Origin of the sequence: Chimaeribacter californicus (assembly GCF_002858675.1) — a bacterium.
Taxonomy (GTDB): Bacteria; Pseudomonadota; Gammaproteobacteria; order Enterobacterales; family Enterobacteriaceae; genus Chimaeribacter; species Chimaeribacter californicus.
On record NZ_PJZF01000006.1, the window covers coordinates 119,430 to 141,593 of the forward strand.

A 22,164-nucleotide genomic window follows, 5' to 3' on the forward strand; every position below is an offset into this window, starting at 1 on the left:
CCGGCGGAGCGTCCTCCCGCCGGTACCGGATTCACTGCATCAGGGGCGCAAGCTGCCGGTAAAGCTGGCGGAAGGTCTCGCGTTGCGCCGCATACGCCTGATGTTTCTCTGCGTCCGGCTCGTGCGTTTGCTCCAGCGGCAGCGGCGGCAGCAGATCGGCCAGCGGCCTGCCGGGGCTGAGGGCAATTTGCGCCAACCGTGCCGCGCCGAGGGCGGGGCCGACGTCGCCCCCGGTGCGGTACTCCAGCGTCTGGCCACTGATATCCGCCAGCATCTGCCGCCAGTAAGCACTGCGCGCGCCGCCGCCAATCAGCGTGATGCGCTGTGGCCGCAGGCCGGTGGCGTGCAACACGTCCATCCCGTCCGCCAGGGCGAAACTTACCCCTTCCAGCACCGCGCGCCCCAGATCGGCCGGGCCATGCTGGTGGGTCAGGCCAAAGAAGGTACCGGTGGCATTCGGGTTGTTGTGCGGCGTGCGCTCGCCGGAGAGATAGGGCAGGAACCAGACCGGCGAGGCGGCAGGCGGTGCCTGTTCAACCTGGTGCAGCAGCGCCGGCACACTCTCACACCCGGTCAGGCGGCATACCCAGTCGAGGCAGGAGGCCGCGCTCAGCATCACTGACATCAGGTGCCAGGTGTGCGGCAGTGCATGGCAGAAGCTGTGCACGGCCTGCTCCGGGTTACTGAGAAACCCTTCACTCACCGCAAAGTAGACGCCGGACGTACCCAGTGACAGCATCGCCTGCCCGGCCTGATACAGTCCGACGCCGACCGCCCCAGCGGCATTGTCGCCACCTCCGGCGATCACCGGCACTTCCGGCAGGTTCCAGCGGCGGGCGACCTCCGGCTTCAGTTGGCCGGTGATGTCGCTGCCCTCATACAGCCGCGGCATTTGCGCACGCGTCAGGCCGCAGGCTGCCAGCAGGGCATCGCTCCAGTCACGTTTACCCACATCCAGCCACAGGGTGCCTGCGGCATCCGACATATCGGTCGCGAAGTCGCCGGTCATCCGCAGGCGCAGGTAATCTTTCGGCAACAGCACTTTATCAATACGGCGGAAAATCTCAGGCTCGTGCTCTGCCACCCAGGCCAGTTTCGGGGCGGTAAACCCCGGCATCATCAGGTTACCGGTGATGCGGCGCGCCTCCGGCACCGCCTGCTCCAGCGCGCGGCACTGGGCAAAACTGCGGCCATCGTTCCATAAAATGGCCGGGCGCAGCACCTGTTGGTCGGCATCCAGCAGGGTTGCGCCGTGCATCTGCCCGGTCAGCCCCAGCGCTTTCACGCGGCTGAGCTCCTGTTGCCCGCCCAGCCCCTGCATTGCGCGGTCAACCGCGTCCCACCATGCTTGCGGGTCCTGTTCAGACCACAGCGGATGGGGCCGCGACACCGTCAACGCTTCACTCTGCTGGGCAACGACCTCTCCCGCCTCGTTAAGCAGGATCGCTTTAACGCCTGATGTGCCCAGATCAATACCGATGTACATGATTTCTCCCCGAAACAGGCAAACAGAAGACATAAGCAGTACAGGCCGGCATCTGCGCCGGCCTGTGAACGGGCTTGCGCCCGGGTGTCAGTAACAATACGCCAGTCAACCGAATGTGCTAATCAGCCGAATGCGCCGCTCAGCCAAATAAGTAGCGGTTGACCAGGTTTTCCAGCTGTTCCTGACGGCCGCTCTGGTGGTGCGGTGCCAGGTTATGCTGTTCAGCGTAGGCGGCCAATGCCTCCAGCGACAGCTTGCCTTGCAGAATCTGCTGGCCCAGCTCCTCGCTCCACCCGGCATAACGTTTGGCAACCAGCGTATCCAGCCCGCCCTCTTCGACCATTTTCGCCGCCACTTTCAGCGACAGCGCCATGGTGTCCATTGCGCCGATATGCCCATAGAACAGGTCATATTTATCGGTGCTCTGGCGGCGGACTTTGGCATCAAAATTCAGGCCACCGGTGGTGAAGCCGCCGGCTTTCAAAATCTCATACATCACCAGCGCATTCTCTTCCACGCTGACCGGGAACTGGTCGGTGTCCCAGCCCAGTTGCGGATCGCCCCGGTTGGCATCCACTGAACCAAAGATGCCGAGCGCAATGGCGGTGGCAATCTCATGATGGAACGAGTGCCCGGCCAGGGTGGCATGGTTGGCCTCGATATTGACCTTGATCTCTTTTTCCAGGCCAAACTGTTTCAGGAAGCCATACACGGTCGCGACATCGTAATCATACTGGTGCTTGGTCGGCTCCTGCGGTTTCGGCTCAATCAACAGGGTGCCCTGGAAACCGATCTTATGTTTGTGCTCCACCACCATCTGCATAAAGCGGCCAATCTGTTCCCGCTCCTGACGCAGGTCGGTGTTCAGCAGCGTTTCATACCCTTCACGCCCGCCCCACAGCACATAGTTCTCACCGCCCAGTTTTTGGGTGGCGTTCATGGCGGTGAAGACCTGGGTCGCCGCCCAGCTGAAGACTTCCGGGTCCGGGTTGGTGGCCGCCCCGGCGGCATAACGCGGATGGGTAAAGCAGTTGGCGGTGCCCCACAGCAGCTTCACGCCGCTCTCCTGCTGCTTCTGCGCCAGGATGTCAGTCATTTCGGCAAAGTTGCTCAGGTACTCTTTCAGGGAGTTGCCTTCGGGCGAGACATCAACGTCATGGAAGCAGTAGTAGGGCACATTCAGCTTCTGGAAAAACTCAAACGCGACATCCGCCTTGCGTTTTGCCAGAGCCATCGCATCACCAGACTGCTGCCACGGGCGCTCAAACGCGCCGACGCCGAACATATCTGCGCCGTTCCAGCAGAAGGTGTGCCAGTAGCAGGCAGCAAAGCGCAGATGATCAGCCATGCGTTTGCCCAGGATAAGCTCATCCGGGTTGTAATGGCGGAATGCTAACGGGTTGGTACTGGTGGTGCCTTCGAACCGGACTTTATCAAGCTGATCAAAATAGGATGGCATTATGGGCTCCTCGGGATCTGGCCCAGCACTGGCTGAGCATGCGGAGCCGTTATCTTGGGATTGTTCGGCACCCCTCACAATTACGTTATTTCACACTCAACTTCAGAGAATACACAATTGTGCAGCAGATCTCATAAATAGCCCGGATAACCGAAAAAAAGCCGGTATTTGCGCGTCGCTTTCCAGCATAACGGTGAGTGAAAATAAGTTTCAGCAGGGAACTATGATCTCCATCATAAAACGGAAAATAAACTAAAAAACGTAATGAGCCAGTTAAAATCTGCAATTGCTGTTAATTTATGCAGCGTTAACAATTCACCAGCCATTAAGGTGGGCCATTTCTCTTACCCTGTACGGTTCATTAAAAAAGGTTTACACAATGAAAATGAAAAAAGTATTGCTCGGTGTGTGTGCGGCGTTGGCGCTGATCAGCCAGCCGGGGATGGCAAAAGAGATTAAAATCGGCATGGCGATTGACGATTTGCGGCTGGAACGCTGGCAGAAAGACCGGGATATTTTTGTCAAACAGGCCAAAACCCTGGGTGCGGATGTATTTGTGCAATCTGCTAACGGTAATGAAGAGACCCAGATGTCGCAGATTGAAAATATGATTAACCGGGGCGTGGATGTCCTGGTGATTATTCCTTATAACGGGGAAGTGCTGAGCAATGTGATTGCCGAGGCCAAGCGGGAAGGCATTAAAGTGTTGGCATATGACCGGATGATCAATAATGCCGATATCGATTTTTATATCTCCTTTGATAATGAAAAGGTCGGGGAGTTACAGGCTAAAAGCCTGGTAGAACGGGTGCCGCAGGGGAATTATTTCCTGATGGGCGGTTCACCGGTAGACAACAACGCCAAACTGTTCCGCAAAGGCCAGATGAACGTGCTTAAGCCGCTGATAGACAGTGGAAAGATCAAGGTAGTCGGTGACCAGTGGGCGGATGCCTGGCTGCCGGAAAATGCCCTGAAAATCATGGAGAATGCGCTGACGGCCAACAATAACAAAATTGATGCGGTCGTGGCCTCCAATGATGCCACGGCGGGCGGCGCGATTCAGGCGCTGTCTGCACAGGGGCTGGCAGGCAAGGTGGCCATTTCCGGCCAGGATGCCGATCTGGCCGCCGTGAAACGTATTGTGGCCGGCAGCCAGACCATGACGGTGTATAAGCCCATTACCCAATTAGCCACAGAGGCGGCAAAAATCGCCGTTGAATTAGGTAATGGGGAAGCACCAAAATCGAATGCCACATTAAATAACGGTAAAAAAGAGGTGCCCTCTTATTTGCTGACGCCAATCCAGGTCGATAAAAACAATATCGACAGCACCATTGTCGCTGATGGTTTCCATAAAAAATCAGATATCTATTAATACGGGGTTATGGAGATGCGCCGCCGGTGTGACCTGCTTTCCTTGTGACACCGGCCGGAATAATGGCTGAATCACGCGGTATCTGGAGGGAATTATGCCCTGCCTGCTGGAAATGCATCATATCACTAAACAATTTGGCGTGGTCAAAGCCGTCGATAATGTCAGCCTGCAACTGGATGCCGGGCAGGTTCTCTCGCTGTGCGGTGAAAATGGATCGGGTAAGTCCACATTAATGAAAGTGTTATGTGGCATTTACCCGCACGGCAGTTATCAGGGTGAAATCTATTTCGCCGGGGAACTGCTGGCAGCAAAAAATATCCGTGAAACAGAACAGCGCGGCATCGCGATTATTCATCAGGAGCTGGCACTGGTGAAACAGATGTCAGTGCTGGAAAACATGTTTCTCGGCAGCGAGTGGGGGCGTTATGGCGTGCTGGATTATGACGGCATGTACTTGCGTTGCCAGCGGATGCTGGCGCAGGTGCGGCTGGAGATTGACCCGGACACGCCGGTAGGCGAGCTGGGGCTGGGGCAACAGCAACTGGTGGAGATTGCCAAAGCGTTGAATAAGCAGGTGCGGCTGCTGGTGCTGGATGAGCCCACGGCGTCACTGACCGAGCGTGAAACGGACATCCTGCTGGGGATTATCCGCGATCTGCGTAATCACGGTATCGCCTGCATTTATATTTCCCACAAGCTGAATGAGGTCAGTGCCATCTCTGACCTGATCTGCGTGATCCGTGACGGTAAACATATCGCTACCCGTGAGGCGGCCACCATGAGCGAGGAGGACATCATCGCCATGATGGTGGGGCGTGAGCTGACGGAGCTCTACCCGCCGCACCAGCATCAGCCGGGGGAGGAGATTCTTCGGGTGGAACACCTGACGGCGTGGCACCCGGTAAACCGCCATATCAAACGGGTAGATGATGTCAGTTTCAGCCTGCGGCGCGGTGAGATTCTGGGTGTCGCCGGGTTGGTCGGTTCCGGCCGGACGGAAACCGTGCAGTGCCTGTTCGGGGCCTATCCGGGGCGCTGGCAGGGCAATATTTTCATCGATGGGCAGCCGGTGACCCTGCGTACCTGCCAGGACGCCATGCGCAGCGGCATTGCCATGGTGCCGGAAGACCGGAAGCGGGACGGCATCGTGCCGGTGATGGGGGTCGGGGCCAATATCACACTGGCCGCACTGGCTGATTTCACCGGGCGGCTCAGTGTGCTGGATGATGCCCAGGAGCAGGCGGTTATTCAGCGTTCCATTGCCTCGCTGCGGGTCAAAACCTCCTCTCCGGAGCTGGCGATCGGCCGCCTGAGTGGCGGGAACCAGCAGAAAGCGATTCTGGCCAAGTGCCTGTTACTCAACCCCCGCATCCTGATCCTGGATGAGCCGACGCGTGGGATTGATATCGGAGCCAAATCTGAAATCTACAAACTGATTAACCAACTGGCCCAGCAAGGGATCGCCGTCATTGTGATCTCATCGGAATTGCCGGAAGTGCTGGGGCTGAGCGACCGGGTGCTGGTGATGCATCTGGGTAAATGCAAAGCCTCCCTTATTAACCGCAACCTGACGCAAGAGCAGGTGATGGAAGCGGCTCTCAGGAGTGAACCTTATGTCGAAAATTACACAGTCTGACGCCGCACCGATGGCTGAGCCACGCGGTGTTCTGCAGCGCCTGAAGCACATCAACCTTCAGGTATATGTGATGCTGGCCGCCATTGTCATCATCATGCTGTTTTTCACCTTTACCACTGACGGGGCGTATATCAGCCCACGCAATATTTCTAACCTGCTGCGCCAGACGGCCATTACCGGCATTCTGGCGGTGGGCATGGTGTTTGTGATTATCTCCGCTGAAATCGATCTCTCGGTGGGGTCAATGATGGGCCTGCTCGGGGGCGCTGCCGCGATTTTCGACGTCTGGCTGGGCTGGCCGCTGCCTCTCACTGTGATCGTCACGCTGGCATTGGGGTTGGTGCTGGGGGCATGGAATGGCTGGTGGGTGGCGTACCGCAAGGTACCCTCTTTTATCGTCACCCTGGCCGGGATGCTGGCGTTCCGTGGGGTACTGATCGGTATCACCCACGGCACGACCGTCGCCCCTACCAGTGAGGGGATGTCTTTGATTGGGCAAAGTTACCTGCCGGGTGGCGTGGGGTTCGGCATTGGGACCGTGACGCTGCTGCTGTTTATCGGCTGGCAGTGGCGGCGGCGTCAACAACGACAGGCGCTGAATTTGCCGCTGCCTGCTGCCGGGAAGGCCGCGTCCGGCCATGCCCTGACCGCCATTATCGTGCTGGGGGCGATCTATCTGCTGAACGATTACCGCGGTGTGCCGACGCCCGTGCTGGTGCTGGCTGCCCTGATGCTGGGCGGCCTCTTTATGGCAACCCGTACCGCCTTCGGCCGCCGCATCTATGCCATCGGCGGCAACATCGATGCGGCACGCCTCTCCGGCGTGAACGTTGAGCGCACCAAGCTGGCGGTGTTTGCTATTAACGGCCTGATGGTGGCAATTGCCGGGTTGATCCTCAGTTCACGATTGGGTGCGGGGTCGCCTTCTGCCGGGAATATTGCCGAGCTGGATGCCATCGCTGCCTGTGTCATTGGCGGCACCAGCCTGGCAGGCGGGGTCGGCAGCGTCGCCGGCGCGGTCATGGGCGCTTTTATTATGGCCTCACTGGATAACGGCATGAGCATGCTGGACGTCCCGACGTTCTGGCAGTACATCGTCAAGGGTGCCATTTTGCTGTTGGCGGTATGGATGGACTCCGCTACCAAACGCCGCGCCTGATTCACCTTCATCCATAACCGGAGGCAGGTGAAGCCGATACAAGGCTTCACCAGACAAATAGCTCGAGAAGGATCACACTTGGTTCATCTTTTATGCCATGAAGGCAGATGGCTGTGCTATCCAGAAGGCAGTGAATCAACGGGATAACTCACCATGTTCGAAAAGCGCTACCGCATTACGCTGTTGTTTAATGCTAATAAGGTTTATGACCGGCAGGTAGTTGAGGGAGTAGGCGAGTATTTACAGGCATCACAATGTGACTGGGATATTTTCATCGAAGAGGATTTCCGCTGCCGGATAGACAATATCAAAGACTGGCTGGGCGACGGTGTAATCGCTGACTTTGATGACCGGAGCATTCAGTCGCTGTTACAAGGCGTGAATGTGCCGATTGTCGGCGTCGGTGGCTCGTATCACCGGCCGGAAGATTACCCGGCCGTGCACTATATCGCCACGGATAACCAGGCACTGGTGGAGGCGGCATTTCTGCACCTGAAAGAGAAAGGCATCAACCGGTTTGCGTTTTATGGTTTGCCGCACGCCAGCGGCAAACGCTGGGCCCAGGAGCGGGAACATGCTTTCCGGACGCAGGTCGCCGCGGAGCAATATCAGGGCGTGGTGTATCAGGGTATGGAGACTGCCCCTGAAAACTGGCAACACGCACAAAACCGGCTGGCAGACTGGGTGCAAACCCTGCCGCAGCAGACCGGCATTATTGCCGTCACCGATGCACGCGCACGCCATCTGTTGCAGGTGTGCGAACATCTCGATATTCCGGTGCCGGAAAAACTGAGCGTCATCGGCATTGATAATGAAGAGCTGACCCGCTACCTCTCGCGCGTGGCGCTCTCCTCGGTGGTACAAGGCACCCGCCAGATGGGGTACCGGGCCGCCAAGCTGCTGCATCAATTACTGAGTGATAATTCCCTGCCGCTGCAACGTATTTTGGTACCGCCTGTAAAAGTGGTTGCCCGTCGTTCAACCGATTTCCGCTCATTGCGTGACCCGGCCGTGATTCAGGCGATGCATTTCATCCGCTATCACGCCTGCAAAGGCATCAAGGTCGAACAGGTGCTGGATGCAGTGGGTATTTCCCGCTCTAACCTGGAGAAACGCTTCAAAGATGAGATTGGGCAAACCATTCATGGCGTAATCCATGAAGAGAAGCTGGAACGGGCGCGTAACCTGCTAAAAGCGACGTCACTTCCCATCAACGAGATTTCACAGATGTGTGGCTATCCCTCGTTGCAGTACTTTTATTCCGTATTTAAAAAAGACGATGACATGACCCCAAAAGAGTATCGCGAACGCTATGGCGAAGGGGTGTATTAGGCCTCTCTCGGCAGGAAACAGTGTTATTACCACGTCACGCCCATGTTCTTCTTCCTTTCATTTAATTCATGAATATAAATAATATCCTAAATAATCATAATGTTGCGTAAGTAAAAGAAGGGCGTATGCTACTGGCGGGTGCCTGGACATGTCTGTTCCGGGCAGTCCGGTGCAGACAAAGAAAAGGCCCCACTCAATGTAAATCAAGTGAGGCCGATCTGTATGCTTAGCAACATCAGGTTAGCCTTTTACCTGCCGCAAGGCAAGGAACCGGAGGCCAGTATGCTGCAAAAAAGTGGGGTTATATGTTTGATCGTTATCTGCATCACGTTGTTGATTTTCATGTGGATAACGCGCAGTTCGCTTTGCGAGGTGCGGTTCAACAATAACGACATCAACGTTGCAGTCATCATGGACTACGAATCCTGAAGGTAAGGCAACCGGGGCGGGCGCTTGCCCGCCCCTTCGTTGCGACGCATCGCTGCCATGCACCCTTTCAACAAGCCCGCTTCGGCGGGCTTTTTTTATGGCTGCCGGAAAAGAGCGAACGCATCAGTAGAATGAATAAGTGCAGCAATAAGACAGCATAAAATCTATATAATCAAAGGATTACATAAAGATGCGAAAGGCGTATGCTACCGGCGGGTGCCTGGACATGTCTGTTCCGGGCCATCCGGTGCAGACAAAGAAAAGGCCCCACTCAATGTAAATCAAGTGAGGCCAATCTCGATGCTCAACAACATCAGGTTAGCCTTTTACCCGCCGCAAGGCAAGGAACCGGAGGCCAGTATGCTGCAAAAAAGTGGGGTTATTTGTTTGATCGTTATCTGCATCACGCTGTTGATTTTTATGTGGATAACGCGCAGTTCGCTCTGCGAAGTGCGGTTTAACAATAACGACATCAACGTTGCAGTCATCATGGACTACGAATCCTGAGGGTAAGGCAACCGGGGCGGGCGCTTGCCCGCCCCTTCGTTGCCGCGCATCGCTGCCATGCACCCTTTCAACAAGCCCGCTTCGGCGGGCTTTTTTTATGGTAAACATCGGGGATCAGGGCAGGGTAATGATGATGCTTCCTGCCTCAGTTTCTGGCGTAATCACCGTACCCCATTCACCCTGCTGATAAACTGCGTGGCGGGCATCAGCCAGTGACATGATATTGCGCAGGCAAACCTGCCAGCCTGGGGCATTGCCTGTCGTTCGCAGCGTAACTTGCCGGCCGTGTCGCTCAGCTGTCAGGGTAAACACCGTCCCCCCTGCCTGATCTACCAGCCGGCTTTCAGCACAATGCCCGTCTTCCAGTTCAAACAGCTGGAAGAACGGCCGATCGCAATAATCATAATCAGGGCGTTGATCCTGGCTACCCAACGCTAACAGGGTATTCGGGCGGACATAAAGCGGCAGGCTGTTAAAATCATGCTGCTCTTTATGCCAGCGGCCCCCATCAATCCGGGCATTGTTGAACAGGTGCGTCCAGCGCCCCTCCGGCAGATAGAAACTAACCTCTCCCCGTTCGCTGAACACCGGTGCCACCAGCACACTGTCACCCAGCATATATTGCCGGTCAAGGTAGTCGCAGCCGGGGTCATCCGGGAATTCCAGCATCATGGCGCGCATCATGGGGGTACCGTGCCCGGCGGCTTCTGCGGCCTGGGCGTAGAGGTAAGGCATCATCCGGCATTTCCATTCGGTAAAATGACGGACCACATCACAGGCCTCATCATCATACGCCCATGGTACCCGATAGGATTTGCTGCCATGCAGGCGGCTGTGGCTCGACAGCAGGCCAAAGGCACACCAGCGTTTATAGATATGCGCAGGGGCGGTATTTTCAAATCCACCGATGTCATGGCTCCAGAACCCAAAACCGGAAAGCCCCAGCGAGAGGCCACCGCGCAGGCTTTCCGCCATCGATTCGTAGGTGGCATAACAGTCACCACCCCAGTGAACCGGGAATTGCTGCGCGCCCACCGAGGCGGAACGGGCAAACAGCACTGCCTGATCGCGTCCCAGTTTTTCCTGAAGGGTGTGATAGACCAGCTCGTTGTAAATAAAGGCATAGTGGTTATGCATTTTTTGCGGGCATGCCCCGTTAGCCCACACCACATCCGTTGGAATCCGCTCGCCAAAGTCGGTTTTAAAGCAGTCAACACCCATGTCAATCAGGCGTTTAAGATGCCCGGCATACCACTCACAGGCACCAGGGTGGGTAAAGTCCACAATGGCCTGCCCAGGCTGCCACTTGTCCCATTGCCAGACATCGCCGTTCGGGCGCTTCAGCAGAAAGCCTTTTTCCATCCCTTCTTTGAACAGCGGGGATTTTTGGCCGATATAGGGGTTAATCCAGAGGCAAATTTTCAGGCCGCGCGCCTTCAGGCGGGCCAGCATACCTTGCGGATCAGGGAAGGTGGCCGGGTCCCACTCAAAGTCACACCACTGGAACGCTTTCATCCAGAAGCAATCGAAGTGGAACACATGCAGCGGTAGCCGGCGTTCTGCCATACCGTCAATAAAGCGGTTAACCGTCTCTTCATCATAATTGGTGGTAAACGAGGTGGTCAGCCACAGGCCGAAAGACCAGGCGGGCGGCAGTGCCGGGCGGCCGGTAAAACGGGTGTAGCGGTCCAGCACCTGTTTGGGTGTCGGGCCATCAATCACAAAATAGTCCAGATGCTCACTTTCCACGCTGAACTGCACTTTAGAAACTTTTTCAGAGCCCACTTCAAAGGAGACGCACTCCGGGTGGTTCACCAGCACGCCATAGCCTTTGTTGGTCAGGTAAAACGGAATATTTTTATAGGCTTGCTCAGTGCTGGTGCCGCCATCACGGTTCCAGGTTTCCACCGTCTGACCATTTTTCACAAAAGCAGTAAACCGTTCGCCCAGACCATAAACAGTTTCACCCACGGCCAGGTCAAGCCGCTCATAAAGATAGTTTTTCCCGGTCTGGCCATCCTGCACATAACCGGCTGATTTTGCCCCGCTGCCGGTGATGCGTTCGCCATGCCGCAAGAAGTCGAGCGCCCAGTTCTCCCCTTTGGTAACGCGCACCGTCAGGTCACCGCTGTGCAGGGCGGCAAATTCGCTGTTCTCCTCACTGCACACCGGGGCATCGGCCAGGCAATTCAGCGGGTAATGCGGGCCTCGCGGCAACGTGCCTTCGAAGTGGGCGATACGTACGCCGATAATGCCGGGCTGCGGCGCGGTGAAGCGCAGGGTAAACAGCGGTGAATCGACCTGCCCGGCGCGTTCGCGCGCATCCCGCGGCGCGGCGTACACCACCATCTCCTGCGCCAGATGCACGACCTCGAACACCTGTAAGGGGTGGATAAGCGTAAGGCCCGGCTGGATTAACCAGTTACCGTCACTGATTTTCATCTCACTTCTCCTGTTACTTCAAAAATTGCTGCTGGTTGCGGTGAACGCCGGCGGCCAGCTCATCAAGAATGTTTCGCAGCATGGGAGTGCGCAGCGTATAGAAGCGCTTGCAGATAATGGCGCTCAGCAGGTAGCAGACCCCCGGCACCAGGGTAAACAGCGCAATAATGCTGGTGAGGGTGGCCGCGTTTTGCGTCGCCGCGCCGGACTGGTAACCTGCCCCGGCCAGCAACCAGCCAATCAGCGCGCCGCCGAGTGCCAGCCCGAGTTTCAGCACAAACAGGGTACCGGCAAAGCTGATGCCGGTAAGGCGCTTGCCGTTACGCCATTCGCCGTAGTCCACGGTGTCAGACATCATGACCCACTGGATCGGCGTCACCAGCTGGTGCAGCACGCCGATAATAAAGATGAAGATAAACATGGTGATATTGGCACTCACCGGCACCCAGAACATGGCGAGGCTGAGGGCTGCCAGGGCGGCGTTGGTCCACCAGAAGACGCTGACTTTGCATTTCCAGTCAGTCAGTGGTTTCGCCAACGCACTGCCGAACAGATTCCCTACGGAATAGGTGGCGAGGAACATGGCGAATACCGCCGGATTGCCGAGAATATAGGTGACGTAGTACATCATCGCGCCGCCGCGAACCGACACCGCCAGAATATTCAGCAAGGTCAGCCAGCCCACCACGCGCCACTGGTCGTTTTGCCAGATGTCACGCAAGTCTTCGCGCATCGTGCCTTTGAGCGCGCCTTCGTCACTGACCCGCTCTTTGGTGGTGGCAAAACAGATAGCCAGCATCACGACCGCGACCAGCGCCAGCACGGCGATCCCGCCCTGGTAACCCAGCGCTTTGTTCTCCCCGCCAATCAGCGTGACCAGCGGCATCATTAACACGGTACTCAGCATGCCGCCCGCCGTGGCCAGCACAAAGCGGTAGGATTGCAGCGAAATGCGCTGTGCGGGATCGGCAGTGACCACCCCGCCCAGGGCGCAGTAAGGGATGTTCACCACGGTATACATCAGCGTCAGCAGGGTGTAAGTAACGGCGGCATAGATCATTTTGCCGCTCATGCTGAGCTCCGGGGTACTGTAGGTAAAGACGCAGACAATCCCGAACGGAATGGCGCCGAACAGCACATAAGGGCGGAATTTGCCGAAGCGGGTGCGGGTGCGGTCAGCGATTAACCCCATACAAGGGTCAGAAATCGCATCCAGGGCACGTGCCAGTAAAAACATGGTGCCGACGTACCCGGCGGGAATGCCAAAAATGTCGGTATAAAAAAACATCATGTAAAGCATGACGTTATCAAAGATGATGTGGCTGGCCGCATCCCCCAGACCGTAACCGATTTTTTCTTTAACCGAGAGAACTTCACTCATTTCAACCATCCTTAATAAGGTGCGCGGCTAATAAACGTAGTCACGTTTTTAAACCAGTCAGGCGGGGGCGGCCATTCTGATATTTGTTTATGAAATTACGTTTCTTTATTTATGTGATCGCGGTAACCGGTTTCTGTGAAAGGATTTTTTCCGTTGCTGTATAGAACATCAGTAAAAGAAGGGTGGAGGAGATAAAAATAAAACGTGATGATAAACGCATCACGTTTTATCAATTTCAGGAATGAAATAGGTATTATTGCGGCACGCGCCAGCTGTCGTAATAAATGTGCTCAGCCTGGAAATTGATCGCCTCTTTTTCGCCGGTCAGCCGCCAGGCCAGGTGAAAGGCGAAGTCAAACGCCACGCCCAGCCCGCGGCCGCTGATCAGGTTGCCATCTTCTACCACATGCGCATCAACGTAGATGCCATCGTCTACGGTGTGATGAAGGTCACCAGAGCAGACATAGCGCCGCCCCTGCAATAACCGGTTGCCGCCCAGCACGCGTGCTGCGGCAGAGCAGAGCGGGCAGATCCATTTCCCCGCCCGATCGTGTTGGCGGATAAAGTCCGTAACCTGCGGGTTGGCCGCCAGGTTCACCGTGCCTTGCGGGCCGCCGGGCAGCACGACCGCATCAAACAGCGTGGCGTGCGCCTCTGATAACAGGCAATCGGCCGTGACGTTCAGCCCGTGGTAACTCACCACCTGCCGCGCAGCCTGACAGGCTACGGTCACTGCCTCAATCTCCAGGCGCTGCAACACGTCGATCACAATCACCGCTTCCGCTTCCTCAAATCCTTCTGCCAACAGTATGGCGACACGCTTGCTCATCCTGACTCCTGCTTGTTAATAGAGGGGTAACAGCGGCCAGCATAGCAAAGCGATTTTAAGAATTGGAACGCTGTTTTAAAAAGTACGAGAGGGATCGCAGAAAAGGAGGCCGGTGACCGGAAAAGACCAGAAACGGGGCCGGTTACAGCCCCTGGAGGGAGTACTTCACATCTATTAAACAACGGAGAATTGGAATGGAGCCCATGTTTATTTTCGCGGCGATTTGCGTAAAAGATGCAGCTGCTACTTAATGCGTCTGCGCCTGATGTGATAACCGCCCATATGATGAGGAATAAAATACGAGTTTTTATTGCAGGCACATGAATTGCCGCGTTAAAGCAGCATGAAAATAGCAGGGTAACTTTTTTGCATAATAAAAAAGTTATTAATAAATACCCATTAAATCTTCAATAGAAAGGATATGGTAATGGCTCAGGCCATGAACGGGCAATGATTCATGAATAATACATTTCACCAGCGTGGAAGAAAAACACGGAGCGAGGGTGACCCGCTTACAGATAAGCATATAATTTATGCCGTTAACGAACTGGTAGCCACAATAGAGCACCGGCGTATAGCCTATGTCGATCAGGGGTTCCACTAACCCCGGAAATGCACTGGCCAGATTCTGGGGTAAATTACAGGGATCAAGATAGTCATTTATCGTCCAGTTTGCAGTCATTATCGTTTCCTTGTCATTAATGGAATAAAAAAATCATCGAACCGGGTAGTTAATTATCGCACTCACTATTTTAGGGGTTACTTTTTTTCTGTGGGTGAATATAAATCTCCGGGATAATGACAAGGTAGGTATTTAAAGGGGTGATTTCTGTGATTACGTTCTCATTGTCAATAAGTGATAAGGAACAAAAAAATAAATAACGGATCTGTTTCAATCTATAATGGTGATAGTAGTTTTATATCGGGATTATTTTCAGATTATATTTTCCCCTGATGAAAAGTAACATACACCTTACATCAGGGAATACCGGCTAATTTTCCTTTTTATTATTATCCATACGGCCAAGCAGGAATTTCATCAGCAGTACCACAGCCACCGCGCCGACAATCAACAGTGCGCCGGAGGTCTTTTTATCCAGCGATCCCAGCAGCGTCTCAATAAAGTGACCGCAGAAATAGCCCAGCAGCACCCAGACCAGCGCCCAGACGCAGGCGCCCAGAATATTGAGGCTGACAAAGCGCGCCACCGGCATTTTACTGGCACCGATGATCAAAGGGCCAATGATGCGGAAGCCATACATAAAGCGCACCCCCAGCACAAACAGCGCCGGGTGATGGTTAATGAGCTGGTTGGCGCGGTCAATTTGCGGTTTGCGGCGTTTCAGTTTGCCCAGCAGCAGCGGGCCAAAACGGCGTCCGGTAAAATAGAGGATCTGGTCGCCCAGGCAGCCGCCAAAAGCCACCACCGCCAGTACCCACGGCAATTTCAGCAATCCATGGTGTGCGGCAATGCCGCCGAGCAGGGTGATGGTCTCCCCCTCCAGCAGGCAGCCGGCCAACAGCGCCCAATACCCATAGTCAGTAATAAAATGTGCAATATCCGGCATAACGATCCTTACGGTCTGAGAACTAATGCCTGAAAAATAAACACATTGACTCAGGCAATACAAAACAGAGATAACAATAGCTTAGTCAATGATTGGTAAGAGAGCGTACGCCTGCCATTCCGCCTTTTTCAGCCGCCAAGGAGCACACCATGTTTACCCTGTATGTGGATGATCACTATTTCAGCCCTTATGCCCTGTCTGCGTTTGTGGCGCTGACAGAAAAAGGCGCGGCTTTCACCCTGGAGACCGTGGCGTTAGGGGCGGGCGAACAGCAGCAACCAGCCTATGGCGCGCTTTCGCTGACGCGCCGGGTACCAACGCTGGTGGATGGCGATTTCCGGTTATCGGAATCCTCCGCGATTGATGAATACCTGGAGGAGTGCTTCCCGGCGCCCGATTATGTCGCCCTCTACCCGGCATCACGCGCACAGCGGGCAAAGGCTCGTGAGGTGCAGGCGTGGTTACGCAGTGATTTAGGCGCAATCCGCGCGGAGCGGCCAACGGAAGTGATATTTGACGGGTTGAAGGCCGCGCCGTTAACCGCTGCCGGGCAGCAGGCTGCTGAGAAACTGATCGCCGCCGCCGGGGCACTGTTGCCGGCGGGGCAGACCAGCCTGTTTGGCGCGTGGAGCATCGCGGATACTGATCTGGCGCTGATGCTTAACCGGCTTATCATGAACGGGGACGCCGTACCGGCCCGGTTGGCTGAGTATGCACACGCGCAGTGGCAGCGCCCATCGGTGCAGCGCTGGCCGGCACTGTCGCAAAAATAGCGCCGGCCACTATGACAGAAAGGCGAAAAGGCGGCCGAAAGGCGCGGCAAAGGCCGCGCCGGAAAACGCAGGATCAGGCTGTACCGGTGCCGCCGTCTGATCCCCAGACCTGGCCGGACGTGAAACTTGCTTCCTGAGAGGCCAGCAGCACATACAGTGGGGCAATTTCCACCGGCTGGCCGGGGCGGCCAAACGGTGCCTCGCTGCCGAATTGCATCACTTTGTCCTGTGGCTGGCCGCCGCTGGACTGCAACGGTGTCCAGTAGGGGCCGGGTGCCACGGCGTTAACGCGAATCCCTTTCTGTGCGATCTGCTTGGCCAGCGCTTTGGTAAACGCCACAATCGCAGCCTTGGTAGAGGCGTAGTCCAGCAGGGCCTCACCCGGCTTGAACGCCTGTACAGAGGCGGTATTGATGATCGCCGCACCAGGTTGCAGGTGTGGGATCGCGGCTTTGGTCAGCCAGAACATCGCATACACGTTGGTTTTGAAGGTGGTATCAAACTGTTCACTGGTCAGATCCAGGATTGAATCTATGGACTGCTGGTGGCCGGCGTTATTCACTAAAATATCCAGCCCGCCCAGTTTATCCACGGCCTCACTCACCAGTTTTTTACAGAATGCCTCGTCACGCAGATCGCCGGGGATCGCCACCGCGTTACGCCCTTCGGCGCGGATCAGATCGATCACTTCGCGGGCATCCGGTTCTTCAACCGGCAGGTAGTTAATCGCGACGTCGGCCCCTTCGCGGGCGTAAGCGATTGCCGCTGCACGGCCGATGCCCGAGTCGCCCCCGGTGATCAGTGCCTTGCGGCCAACCAGTTTGCCGGCACCCCGGTAGCTGTTTTCACCATGATCGGGGCGCGGCTGCATTTTGCCTGCCAGCCCCGGCGGATCTTGCGGCTGGCGGGCGAAGGGTGGTTTCGGGTACTGATCAAGGGGGTTTTGTTTAACCGCCAGCGGCACGGCCTGCCCGCCTGTACCGGTTTCCCCGGTGGCTGCCTGCGCCGCGCCCGGCAGGGTCATGCCCGCCGCCACGCCGCCTAACATGCCACCGACGACCTGTCGCCGCGAAATACCTTTTTTGCCTGTGGGTTCCACTTCCTGCCTCCTTAAGGTCTGCATTGTCTTTGTCCGGGCTGGCCGGAAAAAGGGGGAGTAACCCTTAAAGAATAGTGGGCATGTGACGGCCGTCCATAAATTGCGCAAAATTGATGTAACAACCCATCACACCACGGCCGGAATTTCCGGCATTTACAGCGGCCTGCTTGGGGCGCGGCGCTTTTGCAGAAGAAGCTCAGCGTCGCGTGGTTGCCAGCCGGGCAGCAAAGGCCAGGAAAACGCAGCCGGTCAGCCGATCCAGCGTTTTAACCACGGCCGTGCGGCGCAGCCAGCGTGCCAGCGGGCGGGTGGCAGCAATCAGCGTGCAGGACCACAAAGTGCCGATCAGCACATGGATCACCGCCAGGCTGAACACCGACACGGCCATCGGGTAACCGGACGGTACAAACTGCGGCAGGAAGGAGACATAAAACACGCCCATTTTGGGGTTAAGCAGATTGCCGAACAGCCCTTTAACGAACCAGTTACTGCCGCGGGCGTTGGCAGTGGGAGTTTCCGGGGCCATCGCGGTGCGCGGCCGCAGGATCATGTTCAAACCAAGCCAGCAAAGGTAGCCTGCGCCGATCCATTTCAGGGTGGTAAAGGCGATTTCAGAGGCCGCCAGCAGCGCCCCCATCCCCAGTGCCACCAGCGCGCCCCATACCAGGCAACCGGCGTTAATGCCCATGGCGGCTTGCAGGGCTTTACGGCTGTTTTCCGTGGCGGCGGTGCGCAGGATAAGCGCAGTGTCCAGCCCCGGCGTCAGGGTCAGTACCCCGGCAGCAAACGAGAAAGAGATCAGGGATTCAGTGAGGGTCATGGCGGCTCCGGCTAACGAAAGACGCCAGCATATAAGCTGCTGAAAAGGCAGGCAACCGCTTGTTAATTCGAAGTTGTCATTGTGGAATGCGTACCGGAAAACGGCATGTAAACAGCGGAAGGCGGTTACATCGGGCAGCAGTGAACCGGCATGGCGCGCGCCTGCCGGCATCACCTGAACGCATCGGGCTTATTTATACAGCTCTGCGGTACCGTGCAGTTTATTGTTACCGCTGACGGCAATAATGCGATAGGAAGAGGCACCCGCCTGCTGGGCTTTCGCAGCCAGTTGGGCTTCTACGGTAGAGAGGTCGGTGGCACCGCTGGCGGTGACCACACCCAGTTTTTCACCGGCGTCCTGCTGGGTCAGGGTGGCGGCACCGGCCGTACCGGTAAAAGCAGCCAGGGAAAGAGCAACAGCTACAGCAAAATATTTGATGTTTTTCATGATGAGTTTCCTGTCAGTAATCAGTGAATTTATCAGCTGTGAAAGGGCGTTCCCTTTCGATGAGATAAGCATAGGCGGCGGCAGGGCAAAAGAAAAACGGGTTGTTTTGAGGAACTCATTCAAAAAAATTGGTGAATGCTTTGCGTATGTTTCTATGGGTATTGAGGGCATGCTCATAAATGATTTATCGAATTTGCAATATTAGGCAGTGAATAATAAGAAACCTAATTTAACCTTTTATTTTATTGATTTTAAAGTTTGCGTTAAATCAAATTTTAAAATGATTCCTCTTGTCTGAGATTAATTACCGGCCTAGGGTGGTTTTTAACATATTACTGTTCTGGATTATGCTCAACACCCTGCTATAGGGAGAGGTAAAATGCGGGCGTCTGAATATTTAAGAATGAAGTTCCAACATGACAGGCATTTAGCGCTGGTTGCACAGAACGGGTTTAGGGGCACGATGCAAGCCGCTATGGGGGTGGCATCTGATATTTATTCAGGTTTAGAGCGCGCAAGCTGGTATTCTTCCTGTTTTATCCCAGGTTATAACAATGTTTGTCAGGAGTTAAAAGCTGAAGAGGTGCGGTCACTCTATTCCATGTTGTCCATTTATAGACACTGTGATGTCATTCAACATATGCTTTATTTATACTTTAAAAAGATATGTGAGGATATAAAAGAGGGGAGTCCAAAAGGTTCGGCCCGTGAGTTGGTTACATCCGTGGCTGGCTTTGCCAGCAACATAACCGTCACAGGCGGGACACGATATGCCCTCGCCTCCGCCCTCTCTGAAGCCCTGGCACAATCAGGTTTTCTGTCAAAGATTGTTGTTGAAAAAATATCAGGTCAGATACCTAAGGCTGTTTTTCTACTCCAGTTCTTTGGGATGCAACAAAAAGCAGCTCTGGCTGCCAGAGCGCTGAAAGCGATTGACCCGGAATATTACTGGTTGCTGTATCACGCAAAACTGGAGATGCTCTATTACTTTGCGGAGCCCCTGCTTGTAGACCTTATTAAGAAGGTGAGATCCGATGCCTTTACCGATTTGGATAAGCTCACTGACTATATCAGGGAGAATTACGGTGTTTAAAGTTTTAATCATACTTATAATAGATAACGCAATTTTTCCCTTAACAATCTTAGCGTTTGCCTTCCTATGGCTGTTTTTGCTTCCTGAATATTGGTGGGAGTTAATGCTCGTCACGCTTGTTTTCCTGGTTTGGTTTTTCTCCCGCATTTCAAGAAGGTTTGAGAAATACAACTGAGTACAATTAAAAAATAAGGAGTTAACATGTCAAATCCAGCGTATTTATGGTTAACGGATGAAAACGGCACCGGTGCAGACAATAGCTCTTTCATGATTATTGATTGTAGAGAAAAGTATTGTGTTTAAGACCTTGATTACACTTATTATATATAATTTACTGCTGCCATTGATAATTTTATTTTTTGGCGTGCTGTGGTTGTATGTACTTCCTCAATATTGGTGGGGGCTAATGTTTTTTACCATTATTGCTATAATCTGGTTTTTCCCTCGTATTACAAAAAGATTCGAGAAGTTCAAATAAAACATACTCAATAAAATAAGGAGTTAACATGTCAAATCCAGCGTATTTATGGTTAACGGATGAAAACGGCTCCCCTATTGTGGGGTCATCGTTGGTGAATGGAAGGGTCGGTGCGATTGAGCTAAAATCCCTCACACATAATGTCAATATCCCTGCCGATGGGCATACAGGCCGCCTGACGGGAACCCGGATTCATACCCCCATTATGTTCCAAAAAGAGGCCGATCGTACTACCCCTTTTTTATATAAAGCATTAACCACAAATGCCAAACTTAAATCGGCAGTCATTAAAAATTACTCGATAAACGAAGCAGGGATAGAAGTAGAATATTTTAATACGATAATGGAAAATGCAAAGATTCTCTCTATAACCCCTGATGTCTATCCTGGGGCATCAACCAAAACGCATCTTGAAACCATTTTGCTTTGTTATGAGAAAATAACCTGGAAATATTGTGACGGTAACATCATCCACACCGACCAATGGAATAACTTCGCGACCTATTAAAATACGCCAGGATAAAACGGCAGCCGCCGCCCTCTTTTAAGGATGCCCTGCCGCTGCCCACAGGTGACCCCCTATCTCACATACAGCGGCCGCCGGCGCTGACCCAACAGATCCTCATAATAGAAAAGGGCCGCCAGGCGACGAAAAAAACGCATCCGATGAAGAAGTAAGCGCCTACATGCTGATTTTGTGCAGTTTTCTTAACCCCTGCTAGACTTAACTCTGTTTACACCGTCCGGCGGGAGAGGCCGGGGCGGTACAGGAACGTAAACATGTCGCTGTGGCGACGCCCACATGGCGTAACAGCCCGGCTAAAGACACTGTTGGAGGAGTCTATGGGAATTTTATCTTGGGTTATTTTTGGTCTGATCGCAGGTATCCTGGCTAAGTGGATCATGCCGGGTAAAGATGGCGGTGGCTTCTTCATTACCATCATCCTGGGGATTATCGGTGCCGTGGTCGGTGGCTGGATCAGTACGTTCTTCGGCTTTGGCCGGGTGGATGGCTTCAACTTCGGCAGTTTCGTTGTCGCGGTTATCGGTGCGCTGGTCGTGCTGTTTATCTACCGTAAAGTCCGCAGCTGACCTGTTATCAGGCGCTGGAAAACCCCGCAGGCTGGTGCCTCCGGGGTTTTTTTATGTCAGATCGCCACCAGCGACCGCACGCCGTCTGCCTCCATGGTGGTGCCGCGTCCGCGCTGGATGATGTTGCCGCGTGACATCACCAGGTAGCTGTCGGCCAGTTCTGCTGCGAAATCATAGAATTGCTCCACCAGCAGAATCGCCATATCGCCGCGTGCCGCCAGCGTGCGGATCACCTGCCCGATTTCCTTGATCACCGAAGGCTGAATGCCTTCAGTGGGTTCGTCCAGAATTAACAGCTGCGGCTTGCAGGCCAGCGCCCGGCCAATCGCCAGTTGCTGCTGCTGGCCGCCGGAGAGATCGCCGCCGCGCCGCTGTTTCATCGCCTTAAGTACCGGGAACAGCTGGTAAATCTCCTCCGGTACCTGCCGCGCCTGCGCGCCGCTAAAGCGCGACAGCCCCATCAGCAGGTTCTCCTCCACCGTCAGCCGGGGGAAGATCTCGCGCCCCTGCGGCACATACGCCATGCCTGCCTGCACCCGCTGGTGCGGTTTGCGGCGGGTGATCGCCTCATTCTGCCAGTGAACGGTGCCGGATTTGGCCGGCAGCAGCCCCATCAAACACTTCAGCAGGGTGGTTTTGCCCACGCCGTTACGCCCCAGCAGACAGGTGACTTCCCCGATGCGCGCCTCAAACGACAGGCCGCGCAAAATGTGGCTGCCGCCGTAATACTGGTTCAGATCCGTGACCTGTAACATTTTT

21 protein-coding genes are annotated in these 22,164 nt (G+C 54.8%); 10 read left to right on the top strand and 11 right to left on the bottom strand.

Features of this window, described 5'->3' with window-relative positions:
• Nucleotides 1-31 precede the first annotated feature (31 nt).
• Nucleotides 32-1,486: a xylulokinase gene (xylB, locus tag CYR55_RS09475; RefSeq protein ID WP_101815897.1), complete on the bottom strand. Its 1,455-nt coding sequence runs from the start codon at nt 1,484-1,486 to the stop codon at nt 32-34.
• Between the two features lie 139 nt (nt 1,487-1,625).
• Nucleotides 1,626-2,945, bottom strand: a complete 1,320-nt coding sequence (xylA, locus tag CYR55_RS09480) for a xylose isomerase (protein WP_101815898.1) — start codon at nt 2,943-2,945, stop codon at nt 1,626-1,628.
• 379 nt (nt 2,946-3,324) lie between these two features.
• On the opposite strand from xylA, the gene xylF reads away from it, so the two are divergent.
• The 6 genes from xylF (at nt 3,325) to CYR55_RS09510 (ending at nt 9,383) form a co-directional block, all read left to right on the top strand.
• Nucleotides 3,325-4,320: a D-xylose ABC transporter substrate-binding protein gene (gene xylF / locus CYR55_RS09485; protein WP_101815899.1), complete on the top strand. Its 996-nt coding sequence runs from the start codon at nt 3,325-3,327 to the stop codon at nt 4,318-4,320.
• A 94-nt stretch (nt 4,321-4,414) separates the two neighbouring features.
• Nucleotides 4,415-5,956: a xylose ABC transporter ATP-binding protein gene (locus tag CYR55_RS09490; protein ID WP_101815900.1), complete on the top strand. Its 1,542-nt coding sequence runs from the start codon at nt 4,415-4,417 to the stop codon at nt 5,954-5,956.
• Complete coding sequence (xylH, locus tag CYR55_RS09495; RefSeq protein WP_101815901.1) at nt 5,934-7,115, top strand: xylose ABC transporter permease XylH; 1,182 nt, start codon at nt 5,934-5,936, stop codon at nt 7,113-7,115. Before CYR55_RS09490 ends, xylH begins: the two co-directional genes overlap by 23 nt.
• A 153-nt stretch (nt 7,116-7,268) precedes the next feature.
• Nucleotides 7,269-8,447, top strand: coding sequence for a D-xylose utilization transcriptional activator XylR (xylR, locus tag CYR55_RS09500; RefSeq protein ID WP_101815902.1), 1,179 nt, complete (start codon nt 7,269-7,271; stop codon nt 8,445-8,447).
• A gap of 342 nt (nt 8,448-8,789) precedes the next feature.
• The gene (locus tag CYR55_RS24125) at nt 8,790-8,876 is read left to right on the top strand and encodes a Hok/Gef family protein (protein WP_277622320.1); all 87 of its coding nucleotides are present in this window, start codon (nt 8,790-8,792) and stop codon (nt 8,874-8,876) included.
• A gap of 360 nt (nt 8,877-9,236) precedes the next feature.
• On the top strand, nt 9,237-9,383 hold the full coding sequence (locus CYR55_RS09510) for a Hok/Gef family protein (RefSeq protein ID WP_206604038.1): 147 nt from the start codon (nt 9,237-9,239) through the stop codon (nt 9,381-9,383).
• 114 nt (nt 9,384-9,497) lie between these two features.
• Here CYR55_RS09510 and yicI read toward each other — a convergent pair whose 3' ends face one another.
• The 5 genes from yicI to CYR55_RS09535 all read right to left on the bottom strand — a co-directional run bounded on the left by yicI (nt 9,498) and on the right by CYR55_RS09535 (nt 15,603).
• Nucleotides 9,498-11,825 (bottom strand): alpha-xylosidase, encoded by a 2,328-nt coding sequence (gene yicI / locus CYR55_RS09515; RefSeq protein WP_101815905.1) that lies wholly within the window; start codon nt 11,823-11,825, stop codon nt 9,498-9,500.
• A 13-nt stretch (nt 11,826-11,838) separates the two neighbouring features.
• Complete coding sequence (locus CYR55_RS09520; RefSeq protein WP_101815906.1) at nt 11,839-13,206, bottom strand: glycoside-pentoside-hexuronide family transporter; 1,368 nt, start codon at nt 13,204-13,206, stop codon at nt 11,839-11,841.
• 253 nt (nt 13,207-13,459) lie between these two features.
• Nucleotides 13,460-14,035 carry a DJ-1/PfpI family protein gene (locus tag CYR55_RS09525; protein ID WP_101815907.1) on the bottom strand — a complete coding sequence of 192 codons (576 nt, stop codon included), beginning with the start codon at nt 14,033-14,035 and terminating at the stop codon, nt 13,460-13,462.
• 385 nt (nt 14,036-14,420) lie between these two features.
• Nucleotides 14,421-14,717 (bottom strand): hypothetical protein, encoded by a 297-nt coding sequence (locus CYR55_RS09530; protein WP_101815908.1) that lies wholly within the window; start codon nt 14,715-14,717, stop codon nt 14,421-14,423.
• A 310-nt stretch (nt 14,718-15,027) separates the two neighbouring features.
• Nucleotides 15,028-15,603, bottom strand: coding sequence for a DedA family protein (locus CYR55_RS09535; protein ID WP_101815909.1), 576 nt, complete (start codon nt 15,601-15,603; stop codon nt 15,028-15,030).
• 149 nt (nt 15,604-15,752) lie between these two features.
• Here CYR55_RS09535 and yfcF point away from each other — a divergent pair, with 149 nt between their 5' ends.
• Nucleotides 15,753-16,376, top strand: a complete 624-nt coding sequence (yfcF, locus tag CYR55_RS09540; RefSeq protein WP_101815910.1) for a glutathione transferase — start codon at nt 15,753-15,755, stop codon at nt 16,374-16,376.
• Nucleotides 16,377-16,449: 73 nt separating this feature from the next.
• On the opposite strand, the gene CYR55_RS09545 is transcribed toward yfcF, so the two are convergent.
• The 3 genes from CYR55_RS09545 to bhsA all read right to left on the bottom strand — a co-directional run bounded on the left by CYR55_RS09545 (nt 16,450) and on the right by bhsA (nt 18,742).
• Nucleotides 16,450-17,475, bottom strand: coding sequence for an SDR family oxidoreductase (locus CYR55_RS09545; RefSeq protein ID WP_241522118.1), 1,026 nt, complete (start codon nt 17,473-17,475; stop codon nt 16,450-16,452).
• Nucleotides 17,476-17,671: 196 nt separating this feature from the next.
• A complete protein-coding gene (locus CYR55_RS09550) occupies nt 17,672-18,295 on the bottom strand; it encodes a LysE family translocator (protein ID WP_101815911.1) in 624 nt (207 codons plus the stop codon).
• 189 nt (nt 18,296-18,484) lie between these two features.
• Nucleotides 18,485-18,742, bottom strand: a complete 258-nt coding sequence (bhsA, locus tag CYR55_RS09555) for a multiple stress resistance protein BhsA (protein ID WP_101815912.1) — start codon at nt 18,740-18,742, stop codon at nt 18,485-18,487.
• Nucleotides 18,743-19,145: 403 nt separating this feature from the next.
• Between bhsA and CYR55_RS09565 the strand changes: the two genes are divergently transcribed.
• From CYR55_RS09565 to CYR55_RS09585, 3 genes are all read left to right on the top strand, one after another.
• Nucleotides 19,146-19,835 (top strand): hypothetical protein, encoded by a 690-nt coding sequence (locus CYR55_RS09565; RefSeq protein WP_241522119.1) that lies wholly within the window; start codon nt 19,146-19,148, stop codon nt 19,833-19,835.
• Between the two features lie 506 nt (nt 19,836-20,341).
• A complete protein-coding gene (locus tag CYR55_RS09580) occupies nt 20,342-20,821 on the top strand; it encodes an Hcp family type VI secretion system effector (protein ID WP_101815917.1) in 480 nt (159 codons plus the stop codon).
• A 335-nt stretch (nt 20,822-21,156) separates the two neighbouring features.
• Nucleotides 21,157-21,405 carry a GlsB/YeaQ/YmgE family stress response membrane protein gene (locus CYR55_RS09585; protein WP_101815918.1) on the top strand — a complete coding sequence of 83 codons (249 nt, stop codon included), beginning with the start codon at nt 21,157-21,159 and terminating at the stop codon, nt 21,403-21,405.
• A 56-nt stretch (nt 21,406-21,461) separates the two neighbouring features.
• Here the strand turns inward: CYR55_RS09585 and urtE are convergent, their stop codons facing one another.
• On the bottom strand, nt 21,462-22,160 hold the full coding sequence (gene urtE / locus CYR55_RS09590) for an urea ABC transporter ATP-binding subunit UrtE (protein WP_101815919.1): 699 nt from the start codon (nt 22,158-22,160) through the stop codon (nt 21,462-21,464).
• Nucleotides 22,161-22,164: the final 4 nt, after the last annotated feature.